Origin of the sequence: Lentibacillus sp. Marseille-P4043 (assembly GCF_900258515.1) — a bacterium.
Taxonomy (GTDB): Bacteria; Bacillota; Bacilli; order Bacillales; family Amphibacillaceae; genus Lentibacillus_C.
The window spans coordinates 1,827,190-1,842,453 of record NZ_LT984884.1; the positions used below are offsets into that span (position 1 = coordinate 1,827,190).

General features: G+C 40.1%; 11 protein-coding genes and 1 pseudogene. 4 read left to right on the forward strand and 8 right to left on the reverse strand.

Going from position 1 to position 15,264, the window contains the following annotated elements; genetic code table 11:
- Positions 1-5 precede the first annotated feature (5 nt).
- Positions 6-998 (reverse strand): UDP-glucose 4-epimerase GalE, encoded by a 993-nt coding sequence (gene galE / locus C8270_RS08940; protein WP_106496498.1) that lies wholly within the window; start codon positions 996-998, stop codon positions 6-8.
- Positions 999-2,174 (reverse strand): galactokinase, encoded by a 1,176-nt coding sequence (locus C8270_RS08945; protein WP_106496499.1) that lies wholly within the window; start codon positions 2,172-2,174, stop codon positions 999-1,001.
- Between the two features lie 368 nt (positions 2,175-2,542).
- On the opposite strand from C8270_RS08945, the gene C8270_RS08950 reads away from it, so the two are divergent.
- Positions 2,543-3,535, forward strand: coding sequence for a LacI family DNA-binding transcriptional regulator (locus C8270_RS08950; RefSeq protein ID WP_106496500.1), 993 nt, complete (start codon positions 2,543-2,545; stop codon positions 3,533-3,535).
- Positions 3,536-3,624: 89 nt separating this feature from the next.
- Here the strand turns inward: C8270_RS08950 and C8270_RS08955 are convergent, their stop codons facing one another.
- Entirely contained in the window at positions 3,625-4,470 is an 846-nt protein-coding gene (locus C8270_RS08955) for a YitT family protein (protein WP_106496501.1), read from the reverse strand.
- A gap of 45 nt (positions 4,471-4,515) precedes the next feature.
- Positions 4,516-5,310 carry a carbon-nitrogen family hydrolase gene (locus C8270_RS08960; RefSeq protein ID WP_106496502.1) on the reverse strand — a complete coding sequence of 265 codons (795 nt, stop codon included), beginning with the start codon at positions 5,308-5,310 and terminating at the stop codon, positions 4,516-4,518.
- Positions 5,311-6,203: 893 nt separating this feature from the next.
- Here C8270_RS08960 and C8270_RS08970 point away from each other — a divergent pair.
- Positions 6,204-7,373 carry a pyridoxal phosphate-dependent aminotransferase gene (locus C8270_RS08970; protein ID WP_106496504.1) on the forward strand — a complete coding sequence of 390 codons (1,170 nt, stop codon included), beginning with the start codon at positions 6,204-6,206 and terminating at the stop codon, positions 7,371-7,373.
- A 96-nt stretch (positions 7,374-7,469) separates the two neighbouring features.
- Here the strand turns inward: C8270_RS08970 and C8270_RS08975 are convergent, their stop codons facing one another.
- Positions 7,470-8,477 carry a YecA family protein gene (locus tag C8270_RS08975; protein ID WP_106496505.1) on the reverse strand — a complete coding sequence of 336 codons (1,008 nt, stop codon included), beginning with the start codon at positions 8,475-8,477 and terminating at the stop codon, positions 7,470-7,472.
- A 366-nt stretch (positions 8,478-8,843) separates the two neighbouring features.
- Between C8270_RS08975 and C8270_RS08980 the strand changes: the two are divergent.
- Together C8270_RS08980 and C8270_RS19920 are read left to right on the forward strand one after the other, a co-directional pair.
- A pseudogene (locus tag C8270_RS08980) lies at positions 8,844-10,433 on the forward strand (long-chain-fatty-acid--CoA ligase).
- A gap of 83 nt (positions 10,434-10,516) precedes the next feature.
- Entirely contained in the window at positions 10,517-10,741 is a 225-nt protein-coding gene (locus tag C8270_RS19920) for a hypothetical protein (protein WP_158701676.1), read from the forward strand.
- A gap of 160 nt (positions 10,742-10,901) precedes the next feature.
- Here C8270_RS19920 and C8270_RS08985 read toward each other — a convergent pair whose 3' ends face one another.
- The 3 genes from C8270_RS08985 to C8270_RS08995 all read right to left on the reverse strand — a co-directional run bounded on the left by C8270_RS08985 (position 10,902) and on the right by C8270_RS08995 (position 15,060).
- Positions 10,902-12,353 (reverse strand): carbon starvation CstA family protein, encoded by a 1,452-nt coding sequence (locus C8270_RS08985; protein WP_106496506.1) that lies wholly within the window; start codon positions 12,351-12,353, stop codon positions 10,902-10,904.
- 242 nt (positions 12,354-12,595) lie between these two features.
- On the reverse strand, positions 12,596-13,324 hold the full coding sequence (locus C8270_RS08990; RefSeq protein WP_106496507.1) for a LytR/AlgR family response regulator transcription factor: 729 nt from the start codon (positions 13,322-13,324) through the stop codon (positions 12,596-12,598).
- Complete coding sequence (locus C8270_RS08995) at positions 13,321-15,060, reverse strand: sensor histidine kinase (RefSeq protein ID WP_106496508.1); 1,740 nt, start codon at positions 15,058-15,060, stop codon at positions 13,321-13,323. Before C8270_RS08995 ends, C8270_RS08990 begins: the two co-directional genes overlap by 4 nt.
- Between the last annotated feature and the right edge of the window lie 204 nt (positions 15,061-15,264).

Sequence of the window (15,264 nt, forward strand, 5' to 3'; positions counted from 1 at the left end):
TTGGATTACTCCTTTCCATAGCCGTTTGGATGTTCCATGTGCCAATTCCAGGCATCTTCCATAATGGTTTCAATTGATGTTCGGGTAGGGTTCCATTTTAGTATGTTTTTGGCTTTATCGGAACTAGCAATCAGGGTGCTAGGGTCTCCGGATCGGCGTTCACCGGACTGAGCTGGTATCTCCTTGCCTGTAACAGCACGTGCTGTATCAATCATTTCTCTCACGGAAAAGCCTTGACTGCTGCCAAGGTTGAAAATATCGCTTTGACCACCGTCTTGCAAATAATCCAATGCTAAAAGATGTGCCTGAATTAAGTCTTCCACATGGACATAATCGCGAATACAAGTACCGTCTGGTGTATCATAATCCTCGCCAAAAATCGTAATATGGGATCGTTGACCAAGCGCTGTCTGTAAAATAATAGGGACTAGATGTGTTTCTGGACGATGATCCTCGCCGATTTCTCCAGATTTCCGTGCACCAGCAACATTAAAGTATCGCAATGAAACAAACCGAATACCGTGGGCCTGTTCTGTCCATTTCATGATTTTTTCCATTGTCAATTTTGTTTCACCATAGGTATTAGCCGGATTAGCCCGCATTGTTTCGGTCAATGGAATAGACTCCGGTTCTCCATAAGTTGCGGCAGTGGAAGAGAACACGATATAGTTCACATTGTGTTCGACCATAACCCTCAGTAATACTTGTGTACCATACACATTGTTATCAAAGTATTTAAGTGGTTTCTCCATTGATTCGCCAACAAGTGAATTGGCTGCAAAATGAACAACTGCGTCAATCCCTTCCTTTGCAAAAATATGACGTAAAAAATCAATATCGCGTATATCACCTTGATAGAATGTTGCTTGTGGATGGACGGCTTCTCTATGGCCAGTTTCCAGACTATCGACAACAACAACCTGATCCCCTCGATCAATTAATTGATATACCGCATGAGAGCCAATATAACCTGCCCCACCTGGAACTAATATACGCATTTAAAGCACTCCTTCTGTCATTTGTTTTGCGCCGTCACTGATTGCCGCTGTGTAAAATGTTGCATCATAACCAACCGTGTTCCGATAAGTGGTATTTACATGTTGCTTCACGTTTTCGATTTTATCCTTTTCAACAATCGCAATGGCACACCCGCCAAAACCGGCGCCAGTCATACGAGCACCTAACACACCTTCTACATCCCAGGCTGCTTCTACGATCGTATCAAGCTCTACACCAGTAACGTCATAATCATATTTTAAGGACTGATGGGATTCATTCATTAGCTTTCCAAACGCACCCAGATCACCAGCTTGCAGTTTTTTTAATGCCACGACCGTACGAACATTCTCGGTAACAGCATGTCTTGCACGTTTCCGGTTTATTTCATCCTGGATGAGGTGTTTATGCTGTTCAAATTGTTCACTGGTTAGAACGCCGAGACTATCAATGGCAAGCTCTGTTTTTAAATCGCGAAGAGCGTGTTCACATTGGGTGCGGCGTTCATTGTATTTCGATCCTGCAAGCGTGCGCTGTTTATTTGTGTTAATAATTAGGATGGCATGATTATCCAGCTTAATCGGTGCGTATTCATATTTCAATGTTTGACAGTTTAATAGAATCGCATGATCCAGTTTGCCCATGCCAATCGCAAACTGATCCATAATACCAGAGTTTACCCCAATATAGTCATTTTCTACTTTCTGTCCAAGCGTAATCATTTGGATACGGTCTATTTCTAGATCGAAAAGGTTTTCTAGCAAAACGCCGGTCGCCATTTCAATAGAGGCAGATGATGAAAGACCGGCACCATTCGGAATGTCTCCATAATAAAGGATATCCGCACCTCTGGTAATGGGAAATCCTGATTCCATGATGTACTTTATCATTCCCTTCGGATAATTCGCCCAGTCATGCTTTTCTTTATAACGTAAATCCTTCAGATCACATTCGATAATCCCGGTTTCAGCGAAGTTCATTGAGTAAAAGCGGAATTTCAAATCATTCCGTTTGCTTCCAAGTGCATAGGTGCCGAACGAAATTGCTGCTGGAAAGACGTGTCCGCCATTATAGTCTGTATGCTCTCCGATTAGGTTAATTCTACCTGGTGCGAAGAATTGGGATGGCTCTTTAGCGGTCCCAAAAACTTCTTGAAATTCGTTGTTGAGGTTTTTCATGGAAAGATCCCCTCCTCTAAATTCATTCGTTAATGCGCTTACAAAATGGTGTAATGAAATTTTGTTAACTATGTTCAGTTTACTATGAATTAGGTATCTTCACAATGATGTTCTTCAAATATTTCAGTAAAAATAATAATTATTTTAGTTAAAATATAGCGTCTGTTTTATTAGGCAGCTGACTATGTTTATCCTAAATCACTTATTATTGCACTTTATAAAATAGTCCTTTACTAAAAATTAGTGAAAACGTATACTTAAGTCATAAACCATTTTAGGAAAGTTTGAAAGGGAATGGGAAGTAAAAGATTTAGTAAAAATATAATGTATTCCTTTTGGTTAGATAAAAGGAAATCGGAGTTGAGAAAATGGCGACGATTAAAGATATAGCAAAAAGGGTAGATGTATCCATTGCTACCGTATCACGCGTGCTTAATGGTGATCCGACTTTGTCAGTAGGAGAAGATACGAAAAAACGGATTTTTCAAGCTGCAGAGTTGTTGGATTATAAAAAGCATCAAAACAAAAAAGTGAACAAGCGGTTGCGGATAGCGATTGTGCAATGGTACACGGAGTCAGAAGAATTGAATGACATGTATTATTATTCCATCCGGCATGGCGCTGAGAAAAAGATGGGGAATGACCAGTACGAGTATATCCGTATTTTTCAGCACACGGATAAAAAAAGCAGCATGAAGATAGATGGAATCATCGCAATCGGCAAGTTTTCCGAACAACAAATCAAGCAATTGCGAGAATGGAGTTCAACCATCTGCTTTGTGGATGATAGTCACGCTTTCCCATCGTATGATTCCGTTGTCGTTGATTTCCATCAGGCTACAAACAGTATCTTGTCTCATTTTCATGCGCATGACCATATGAAAATTGGCATGTTGGCTGGCGAGGAGCAATTCTCTGATTCAACAAGCACACTGTTAGACCCAAGATATGAAAGTTTTCAGAACTACATGAAGGAAAATGGTTTATATGTGGAAGGGTATTGCTTTAACGGTTCATTTTCAGTCGATTCTGGTTATCAAATGATGGAGGAGGCAATCGGGAAATTGAAAGATGATTTGCCTACTGCATTCTTTTGTGCAAATGACTCCATCGCTATTGGAGCATTGCGCGCATTAACTGACTATAGAATTGACGTTCCAAATAGGGTCAGCATTATCGGATTTAATGATTCAAGTGTAGCAAAGTATGTTTCTCCATCATTAAGTACGATGCGAGTACCAACGGAATTAATGGGGGAGACAGCTGTTTCATTGTTAGAAGAAAGAATTCTTGCTAACCGGACAGTTGCAAAGAAGGTCACCTTGGCAACAGAATTGATTGTTCGAGAAAGTAGTCGGTAACTATTATATTCTCATTAAAAAACGCTTGGAATATGCACTGTGCCTGCAGGAAAGGAGGCAGTTGTGTTCCAAGCGTTTTTATTTCGTTATCAACTCTTAGTTAGCGACCCTTTATACCCTTTTCTAAATATCTCCTGCACGCTATGAACGGTCACATATGCGTCTGGATCAATATCCTGGATGATTTTTTTTAGTTGGACAATTTCCTGTTTATTTACGACAAGGTATAAAACTTCTTTATCTGCTTTTGTGTATCCGCCTTTTCCGTCTAATACCGTGATACCACGGGCCATTTTCGTTGTTACTTGGTTCAATACCTCATCAGGGTTCCTCGAAATAATCAATACTGCCGTCCGTTCATTTGCGCCCTCGACAACCACATCAATTACTTTGGCGCCAACATAAACGGCAATTAACGTATACATCGCTTTTTCCCGGCCGATGATAAAGGCGGATCCGGCGATGACAAGAATATCAATTACGAGCATTCCTTTTCCAATGCTCCACCCTAAAAACTGGTTCGCTAGGCGGGCAAGGATGGCTGATCCACCTGAAGTTCCCCCGGCGCGAAAAATCAGTCCTAGTCCGAGACCAACCGTTAAGCCGGCAAATAATGCAGCAAGCAGTGTATCTCCATTTATTTCTTCACCTACATTTACTGTCACATGTAAAAAGATGGAGGAAAACACGATGGAGATGATGGTATACCAAATGATTCGTTTGCTGAAAAATTTATAGCCTGCTGCTAGTAATATTGCGTTTACGATGAAGTTAACGACACCAGGTGACCACTCGAATAAATAATATGTCACAATCGTTACACCAATAACCCCGCCTTCTGATAAGTGGTTAGGAATGGTGAAATAATTAATTCCGAGTGCAAAAATAAGTGAGCCAATGATAAGTAACATGATATCTTTTGTTGTTCTATTCATCTTATTTTCCTCCTTCCTTCTAAACTAGTTTATTAGAAAAATAGTTTAAGACAGGTCATACATTTCTGGAACTCTACTTGAAAATATTGGGACATCTTTTCTAACCTTTGGAACAATAGATAGATCTAATGTTGCTGTAATTGTTTCTGTGTTTCGGACACTGCCTGTTGCAATTGGTGTACCCCATGGATCGATCACCATCGATTCACCTGCATATTCCGTCCCATTATACGTACCAACTGTATTGCTGGAAATGACAAAAAACTGATTTTCGATTGCCCGTGCAAGTTGGAGGTTTTTCCAATGGTCTTTTCTAGCAATTGGCCACTCGGCAACAATGTGCAGTACTTGTGCATCTTCTAATGCCAGTTGTCTTGCCAATTCGGGAAAACGCAAGTCATAACAAATAATAAGTCCCATTTTAACATGATCCAATTCAAACGTGTGCACCTTTTTTTGTCCACCTGTTAAATACTGATGTTCATTCAACATGGGAACAAGATGGATTTTATCATAGTGGTAAACGAGTTCCCCATTACGGTCAAAAACGAGGCTTGTATTATAAAATTTATCGTCTTTTTTATTGCCGATTGAACCCCCAACAATATTAATGTTATACGTTTTGGCTAGTTCACGCAGAAATGATCTTGTTGGTTCCCCGTCCTGATCTGCTATGTTTGCTAGTTCTGATAATGCATAGCCGGTATTCCACATTTCCGGAAGTAGAATGGTGTCTGGCTGCTCCTGTTTGACGACACGTTTAACCCACTCTTCAACCTGTTGACGATTTGCTTCCGGATTCCCTGCAACAACTTCCATTTGATAAATAGCATATTTCATTCGTTTCCCACAACCTTTCTTGATAACGTTATGAAACTGGAATTTTCAAATTTTTGATTACAATAAACCTTCCTTTCATCATAGAGGAAAAGTCATTCGTTTTCCATAGGGAGACTTTTGATTTGGCAAAGCTTGTTTTTTAAAAGATTGGTGTTTGCTATACAACAGATATAAACTGTGCACTAATTTACCGCTACGGAAATACACTTCGCTTTCCGCGGGCAACGCTTCAGCTTCCTCGGAAGAAAAGCACTTCCTTGAAAAAGGAAAACCGCTTTTTCTGCGTGCGATGTAACGCTGCCGAAGCTTTTCTTGTCCTGCGGGATCTTCAGCTGTTGCTTTTCCCGCAGGAGTCTACGTGTATTTCCTACGCTAGTGTTGGCTTTCTCGTATTCTTACCGTTATTAATGCTTGATTACAGGGATATATTAGAGCATATACTCCCTCGCAAGCAGCCCGTATACATGCCCCTTCATAGGGGTATGCCGACGTTGGGCGCAAAGCCCGCTTTTAGTCGGCCTTCCTTCTGACGGGGATGAGAGGCATAGGTGAGACCCCGCAGTGCGGAAAGGGAGTAAAGGCTAAGATCGCCACGTCCTGTGGCAACGCCTTCATGACCAACGTCGTGTTGGCCTGAGGAGGCTCTCCAGCCGCCCCCGGAAAGCGGAGTGTATACGGGCTGCGGGGCAGAGAGCAACAAACAATGTGAAATCAACATAGCACTTAGTGCACAGTTTATATCAACCATGAAATAGGCAATAGTTATTTAGGAAAGGGTTTTGTGGAAAAGGATAACTTTTATTTTGTTTTTTGTCTTAACATTCTTTCCTTTACAAAAATAGGTGATATCGCTATCATGAAAATCAATGAATAAGGGCAGGAGAGTGATTAGGGTGCGAACATTTGAACAATCAGCAATGCTGAAGCGATTGCCTGAGCAGTTTTTCGCAAAGCTTGTGAAAAAGGCACAGGAATTGATAGATCAGGGGTGCGATATCATTAATTTAGGGCAGGGAAACCCGGATTTGCCAACGCCTGATTTGATTGTGACATCTTTACAGGAAGCGGCAACAGATCCCATCAACCATAAATATTCGCCTTTTCAAGGATTTGCTTATTTAAAGGAAGCAGTGGCAACTTTTTATAAAAGAGAATATGACGTTACGATTGATCCGGAACATGAGGTAGCCATTCTTTTTGGGGCAAAGACAGGACTTGTGGAATTAAGTCAATGTTTATTGAATCCAGGTGATTTGGCATTGTTGCCAGATCCGGGATATCCAGACTATATGTCAGGGATTGCGATGGCTGATGCGGAAACTACATTCATGCCTTTAATCAAGGATAATGGTTTTTTGCCTAACTATAGCGAGCTTTCAATAGATGCATTGGAGCAGGCAAAATTAATGTTCCTAAATTATCCAAACAACCCAACAGCAGCGACAGCAACAAAAGATTTCTTTGATGATACGGTAGAACTGGCGGAAAAAAATAATATATGTGTAGTGCATGATTTTGCGTATGGTGCACTTGGATATGACAAGAAACCACAAAGCTTTTTGCAATCTGCAGGTGCTAAGGATGTTGGTGTTGAAATTTATACGCTATCCAAAACATACAATATGGCTGGATGGCGAGTCGCATTTGCTGTAGGAAATCCATCCGTAGTGAGAAGTATTAATCTCATTCAGGATCATCTTTATGTTAGTTTGTTTGGTGCGGTTCAACAAGCGGCTGCAGATGCCCTAACAGGCGATCAGACGCCAGTGCGCGAATTGCTGGATACATATGAAAGACGCCGTAATCGCTTTATTGCAGCATTACACCAAATTGGTTGGAAGGTAGATGCGCCAAAGGGTACTTTTTTCGCCTGGCTGCCAGTTCCGACGGGTTATTCTTCAACGGAATTTGCTAATTTACTCCTAGAAAAAGCGCATGTTGTTGTAGCACCTGGAAATGGATTTGGGGAAAAAGGAGAAGGATATGTACGCGTTGGCTTATTGGATTCAGAAGATCGATTGGAGGAAGCGGCTGAGCGGATTGGTGAGCTGAAATTGTTTTAAGCAGATTCTATTAGAGGCCCGGTGCAAAAAAGCAATCGACTAATTTAAGGTCGATTGCTTTTTTAGGTTAATATTAGATTATAACAGGAGCATTTCCTACTCCACATCATCTGACAACACATTCGATAATTTACGGAAAATGGTTGAAACGGTACCAGGCGACGCGCCGTACTCTTCTGCTAGCTGCCCCTGTGTAATGTTTGTGCTAGCTAGGAGTGTTTTTTGCACTAAGTATTCTAAAGCGGCTGCATAGGATTCAACCTTTTTAAGGGACGGGTTTTCGGCTTTACAGTATTGATTCCAAAGTGCAACCCCTTTTAAAATAATCTCATCGTTAATATCCTTGTCAACCATGTGTTTGGCAAATAATTGGGCTGTCTCTTCATGTAATGGATTGTCCCATTCATTTGCATCAACACCAAGCAGAAGTGCATCAGCTAAGAAATTAGGGAAATTCCTATTTAGTCCGCCAGTTTCGTTCGTGTATTGCTGCAATAGATTTCGCAAAACTTCTTTATCATGACGGTATAACTTGATTAGCGTATAAAAGAAGTTATGCTGGTTAGCAAACGGTACAAGCGTCCCAATAATTAGACTTCCTTCTAGATAATCATCTCCATCATGGAAAGGAATTTGGAAGGAATCCTCTGTCAAAATATCGCGAACCGTCACAGCGTGTTTTTGTTGTTGATCAACGGTGATGACTTCATAAACAGATGGGACAGAATTCCCCCATTTGGCAAATGCATTGCTTGTCTGCTGATTTAACGTTGCTCTCCTATGGTGATAAAAAACGTCAAATATTGTTTGGTTGTTTGCCAAGCAAGGCACATTTAACAGGATCCACATGGTTAGGCCGGTCGTATATACGTCTGCCGTTTCCACATTATCTTGTAAAAATGGGTTGTCATGCTTTTTGATTTGTTCGTTTATTTTATTTTGATTGTTGTTGATAGCAAAAGAAATTACCTCTTGATGTAAACGATCAAGTGAATCGTTTATCAATTTGGGGTTGACCCAGGCTGCATTGGAAGCACCATGGCACTTTTTATACTTTTTACCACTTCCACATGGACACGGATCATTTCTTCTAATTTTGCTCATTATTAAGGCACCCCACGTTTTGTTTAATTGCCTTCTAATTATGAAGGAAAATCTTGTTTTATTCAAGTCGAGAGGGTTAAATGCTGACTAATCACTATTTTTTTAATTACTACTATACCGAAAAGGCAACATTTTGGCAAAAAAAGCGTGTATATCAACCGTAAAAACTTCTTCTACAATATGAAGCAAAAAAATGTAGAATGGATTTAATCATAATAATTAAATTATTTAGTTAATTTATACTTGTAAGATAATGGTCAGTATATTATTATAATTACAAACGAAAGCGCTTTAGCTGAAATTGAAGTCAGATTGATCGGAAGGAAAATGAATCAAGCGAAAATCACTTAGAAGGAGTTGTCTACTATGTTTTCCGCATTAACCCCGCTAGATTGGAAACGAAGGGCAGTGAAATATTATCCCGAAAAAATAGCTGTTATTGATGGCGAAAAGGAGTTTTCGTATAAGGAATTTGGAGAACGATCTGACAAGCTTTCCATTGCTTTACACGATTCAGGTATCCAAAAAGGTGAACATGTTGCAGTAATGCTGCCGAATACGCATTATATGCTGGAATGCTTTTATGGGATATGTCAGCTTGGTGCTGCAATGGTTCCGCTCAATTACCGATTAAATGCAAAGGACCTAGCATATATCATCAACCATAGTGATGCAAAAATGTTAATTGTTGATGAAGAATTTAGTGGTCCAATTGAGGAAATTGTCGATGAACTTTCACTAGAACAGATTATTATCGTTTCTGTAGAAGGACAAGAAACGTCATTAAAAGGTGTGGACTATGAGGCATTTCTTCAACATGCTCCAGACATTGCACTTCCACAAGTTGATATAGATGAAAATCAACTTCTTACATTGAATTATACGAGTGGAACAACATCAAAGCCAAAAGGTGTGATGTTGAATCATCGTAGTAACTACCTGAACGCAGCGAATTTTATGTATCATCTTGGTGTAAGTCATGACGATGTTTACCTTCATACATTACCGATGTTCCATGCAAATGGCTGGGGTGGCGTTTGGGCTATAACAGCAGCTGGTGGTACTCATGTCTGTTTACGAAAGGTTGATCCGCCACATATTCTTGATTTGTTTGAACGAAAACATATTTCTTTGTTATGTGGAGCACCAACTGTCATTAATATGCTGATCAATGATCCAAAAGCAAAAGAAACGGACATTAAAACACATCCGCGCATGGCAACCGCCGGAGCACCACCAGCGGCAGCGCTTATCCATAAGGCTCAAGATATTTTAGGGCTAAACATGATCCATGTGTATGGTTTGACGGAAACTTCACCGTTTATTCTCTATTGTGAATGGAAAAAGGAATTTAATGAAAAAACATTGGACGACCAAGCAGCAATTAAGGCAAGACAAGGAATTGAATTGGCTTTTAACGGTGAAACAAAGGTTATTCGTCCAGATGGAGAAGAGGTTGCATGGGATGGAGAAGAATTGGGAGAAATTATTACCCGTGGCAACGTTGTAATGGACGGTTATTACAAAGATCCAGAAAAGACTGCTGCAGCAATTAAGAATGGATGATTCCATACTGGGGATTTAGCGGTTACCTATTCAAATGGGTACGTTGAAATCCGCGATCGCGCCAAGGATTTGATTATTTCAGGTGGCGAAAATATTTCCTCAACCGAAGTGGAAGGTGTACTCTACAAGCATCCAGATGTTATGGAAGTAGCTGTTATATCCATTCCCGATAAAAAATGGGGAGAAGTACCAAAGGCGATAATTGTATTGTACCCGGAGGCAACAGTAACAGAGGAGGCTATCATTGAGCATTGTCGGTCTAACATGGCGCACTTTAAAGCCCCCAAAGCAATTGAATTCGTAGAGTCTTTACCAAAAACAGCTACAGGAAAACTACAAAAGTTCCGGTTAAGAGAATTACATTGGGAAGGACCAAAGAAAGTGAATTAGAAAATGTAATATGTAATAATAACAAGCACCCTTCCATTTTGAGGGTGCTTGGTTTGTGTTGTTTTATCTTGATCACATGCAACATGATTCTACAAAATATTACCCGGGAAATAATCGGTCAGTCTCGGTTTCCTCATAAGATCAAGGGTGGAATCGGTGGAGAGCGGAAACATCGACCGGAAAGACGAGAACATCGGCGCGAGAGGAGAAACATCAACCCGAGAGTGAGAACATCGACCCGAGCGGAGAAACATCGGCCCGAGCGGAGAAACATCAACCCGAGCGCGAAAACATCGGCCCGAGAGTGAGAACATCGGCCCGAGCGGAGAAACATCGGCCCGAGCGGAGAAACATCGGCCCGAACGCGAAAACATCGGCCCGAGAGTGAGAACATCAACCCGAAACGCAAAGACACCTATACAAAAACTGGGCCATTATCCGTAAGCAGATAATGGCCCAGTTGTATTGTTATGCGGTTCTTCCCCAATTCGAAACATCTTCCTCGAGTTCAATCGTTTTGGTTCGTGTATTTTTAGCAGCGTAGAAGAAAATGCCAATTAAAATGATAGATATAATTGCTGCGCCTATATAAGAAGTTTTTAATGACAATCCAAAACCAATGCTTGCATTTAAAATATAAGTTGTTGTTGCCATTAACATGAATGCCCCTGGAATCAATGACACCCAGTAGTTTTTCTTGGAAATATAGAGATACATGGATCCTACAAACAGTGCAATTACTGCTGTTGATTGGTTTGCCCAGGAAAAATACCGCCATAATAATGTAAAGTCAATCTGTGTTAATGCAATCGAAATAATGAACAATGGAAGCGCAATCCATAGACGATTGAATATTTTGGTTTGCGGAAAGTGAAAGTAATCTGCAATTATCATTCGAGCGCTACGGAATGATGTATCACCAGATGTGATTGGCAATATAATTACACCGAGAATCGCGATTGTCCCACCGATTGATCCAAGCATTAATTTTGATGCTTCGCTAACAACTGCTGCTGGTCCGCCACTTGCAAGAATTTCATTTAGTCCATTTGGTCCGTGGAATAAACTCATGCCAGCCGCTGCCCAAATCATGGCGATAATCCCTTCAGCAATCATCATGCCGTAGAAGATCTTCCGGCCATGTTTTTCATTTTGGGTCGTACGTGAAATCATTGGTGTTTGTGTTGCGTGAAATCCGGATAAAGCCCCACAAGAAATCGTTAGAAACAATAATGGAAAAATAGGTGCGTTATCCGGATGCATATTGGTTAATGACAATTCAGGAATTGGCGCCCCAGTAACGATCATGCCTACACCAACACCAATAGCACTAATGATTAATAATGCGCCAAAAATAGGATAAAAGCGACCGATGATTTTGTCGATCGGCAGTAATGTTGCGAGCAAATAATAGATAAAAATTGCCCCGATCAGGTATCCCATTCCGACCCAGCCATTCATTAAGTTATGCAAGAGTTCAGCTGGTGCAGTAACAAAAACAGTTCCAACCAATAATAATAGTAAGATTGTGAATGCGTTTACAACATGTTTCATAAATTTGCCTAAAAATTTCCCCGCAAGTTCTGGTAAGTGAGCCCCACGGTTCCGAATAGAAATCATACCTGTTAAATAATCATGAACCGCACCAGCAAAAATACATCCAACCACAATCCAAATAAATGCGACAGGGCCATAAAGCGCTCCCATAATTGGTCCGAAAATTGGTCCAACCCCAGCAATGTTCAGTAATTGGATCAGCGAGTTTTTCGGTGTATTCATTGGCAAATAGTCAACACCATCTTGACTCGTGTATGCAGGTGTTTTTCTTTCTTCCTTAACACCAAATAACTTTTCGATAAACTTTCCATATGTGAAATAACCAACGATTAATAATGCAATTCCAAATAAAAATGTATACATAAAATTTCCTCCTAAGCTATATAATGAATCCGCTTACATAGAGTTTAAGGGAAAACGTCATAAAAATGTCATTTTTGCCGTAACATGTCGATAATTTCGACTTACATGTATGTTATGGGTCTTAACGTGCATGGCGAATGTGGCAAAATGCTGGAATGATGATGGTCTTTGATTTTGATTAGGTAGCTGTTAACGGCCTGCATTCAAAAGGGGAAGGGAGAAAATCCCCATTGAATAAGTTCTTACAACTCTAACTTTCGCCGCAATTCTTTTACATAGTTTCTACTGACAGCTAATTTTTCCTCTCTGTCTTCCAATTCAAGATGAAATGCACCATTAAACCAAGGAATTAACCGACTTACATAATTTAGATTGACGAGGTAGCTTTTATGGATACGAAAAAAGTTGTAAGGTGTTAACCGACTTTCTAATTCTTTCAACGTTATTTTAACTTGGAATTCTTCTTTTTTTGTAATGATTTTCGAGAACTTTTCTTCACGATAAATATATAGAATTTCTTTTGGAAAAAGGTAATCAATCTCGCCCTCTGTTTCGATGGCTAGCTTCCCAAATATTGAATTGTCTACGGGAAAAGAAGGGAGAAACTTTACTTTTATCCGATCAATCGCTTGTTCAAGTTGTGCTTCATCATATGGCTTTAGTAGATAATCTACGGCTTCTAAACGAAATGCCTCTGCAGCAAATTGCGGATAGGCCGTAGCAAAAATAATGTAAGGAACTTTTTTTAGCTCTCGTAAGGACTTTGCAACTTCCATTCCAGATATTTTTGGCATTTCCACATCCAAAAAAACAACATCTGGTTGGAGTTTCAGAGATTTTATGATAGCTTCAGAGCCAGAATCAGCTTCACCAATTATGTTAATAAAAGAAAATTGCTCGAGTAAATGTTTTAATTCTTGCCGTGCATATCGTTCATCATCCACGATTAATGTATCAATAACTTGTGTCACGTTCGCGCCTCCGTTTTGGGTATTTGAAAGGAAATTGTTGTTCCTTGTTTAGGCTCACTATTGATTGAAATACCTGCTTTTTCACCGAAAGTCATGATAAGCCGGCGATTCACATTATATAGTCCCATTCCTGTTCCGAGCTTTGATGGTTGTTGCGGTGTTTCCAATTTTGTAATTTGATCTGGTTGCATGCCCTTTCCGTTATCTTCTACCTCAATTTTAATTGATTGAATACAATCGTATACGGCAATCTTTATGCGTGCATGATGTTCCATATCCTTGATACCATGTTTAACAGCATTTTCGACGATTGGCTGTAACGTTAGTGGTGGTAAAGTCTCGCTCAAAGTTGAATCATTTATTTCATAGCTGATTTGTAGTTTATCAACAAACCTGGCTTCTTCAATTTCCAAATATGCCTTTACATGTGCAAGCTCTTGTTCTAGTGATACCATGCTCACCGTTGTCCCCGTCACATTATTCCGTAAAAATTTTGAAAGTGACATTAACAGTTTCCGCGCTTTTTGTGGATCAATCCGGATAAGGGAGACAATCACATTTAACGAATTGAACAAAAAGTGTGGGCTTATTTGAGCCTGTAATGCTTTGATTTCTGAGTTCTTTGCCAGTTGAAGAGCATGATCAGCTTCAGCTATTTCTAATTGATTACTTAATAAGGAGCTTAATCCAGACATAAGTTCGACACTAGCATTCGTCATCTCCTTTTTTGATTTAAAATATAGCTTAAGTGTGCCGATTGTTTCCCCCCGCTGTTTTAGTGGCGCAATAATTGCTGCCCCAAGTGGACAATATTCATTCATACAATGGATGGCATCATCATTTGCAACAACTAGTTCACCACGTTGAATAACATCCTTCGTTATCTGCGTTTGTAGCGGGCTATTTGCCATATGATGATCACTGGCCATTCCGACATGAGCTAATATGGTTGTTTTATCGGTCATCGCTACTGCACTAGGTTTAATCTCCTGATACAAGATGTTACATACAGCAAGTGCTGATTGATTATTCATCCCTTTCCTGAGATAGCCGAGCGTTTGTTCAGTAATTCGCAATGTCTTTTGAGCTTGAAGTGCACTTGTTTTTTCCTCTTCATTGACTACATTTTGAATGATTAACAGAAAGATAGCGGAACCAATTCCATTCGCAATGATCATAGGAATACCGATCATATCCACAAGTGCCAGTGCTTTGTCAAATGGCTTAGCCAGTACAAGAATGACAACCATTTGAATTGTTTCAGCAAGCGCTCCAATTCCAAAAGCAACTGGAAGTTTTACATGTTTCCCTTTTTTACGAAAAGCGCCTGCAATAAAACCGGCAATGACTGTCGCTAACCCACAGGCAACACCAGTGAATCCGCCAAGTGTTAGTCGATGAATTCCGGCAATTAAACCTGCGCCAATTCCCACTTTGTAGCCACCTAAAAGGCCAGCCAAAACAATCCCAATCACCCGTGAATTGGCAATAGCCTCGTCTGACGTTAAATCAATGGCAAAACGATTGAAATGGAGTGTTTCCGTGTTTAGGGTAACACCGAAATAAGTTCCAATGATGCCGAAAAGGCCAAAAAATATAATGGCGATATATTCTTGCTTTCGGGTAAGTTTGTCCCGGTGAATCATATCCTGAAAAAAGCGAAGACGAGTTAGGATGAATGCTGCGGTAACAATTATCCCCAGTCTCTCCAGCATAGTGAAAAGTAATTCCGTCATAGCTGCAGACCCTTTCTTACAAAATTTTATTTACATATATCGTATTTTAATTGAGCTGGATAATCAATAATAATGGGGGAAGGGGAAAGAGCAAGCGGAAATCAATATGGAGACTGAAAATACGAATCACACAAAAAATAACTTCAGTAACATGTTTATCATACCAGTTACTGAGGATATTCCATTTCTACAGGTCAAACTTAC

Bases quoted from the DNA above. Each gene is read 5' to 3' on its own strand.
- galE (WP_106496498.1), bottom strand. From the start codon at position 998: ATGCGTATATTAGTTCCAGGTGGGGCAGGTTATATTGGCTCTCATGCG.
- C8270_RS08945 (WP_106496499.1), bottom strand. From the start codon at position 2,174: ATGAAAAACCTCAACAACGAATTTCAAGAAGTTTTTGGGACCGCTAAA.
- C8270_RS08950 (WP_106496500.1), top strand. From the start codon at position 2,543: ATGGCGACGATTAAAGATATAGCAAAAAGGGTAGATGTATCCATTGCT.
- C8270_RS08955 (WP_106496501.1), bottom strand. From the start codon at position 4,470: ATGAATAGAACAACAAAAGATATCATGTTACTTATCATTGGCTCACTT.
- C8270_RS08960 (WP_106496502.1), bottom strand. From the start codon at position 5,310: ATGAAATATGCTATTTATCAAATGGAAGTTGTTGCAGGGAATCCGGAA.
- C8270_RS08975 (WP_106496505.1), bottom strand. From the start codon at position 8,477: ATGAGCAAAATTAGAAGAAATGATCCGTGTCCATGTGGAAGTGGTAAA.
- C8270_RS19920 (WP_158701676.1), top strand. From the start codon at position 10,517: ATGATTCTACAAAATATTACCCGGGAAATAATCGGTCAGTCTCGGTTT.
- C8270_RS08985 (WP_106496506.1), bottom strand. From the start codon at position 12,353: ATGTATACATTTTTATTTGGAATTGCATTATTAATCGTTGGTTATTTC.
- C8270_RS08995 (WP_106496508.1), bottom strand. From the start codon at position 15,060: ATGACGGAATTACTTTTCACTATGCTGGAGAGACTGGGGATAATTGTT.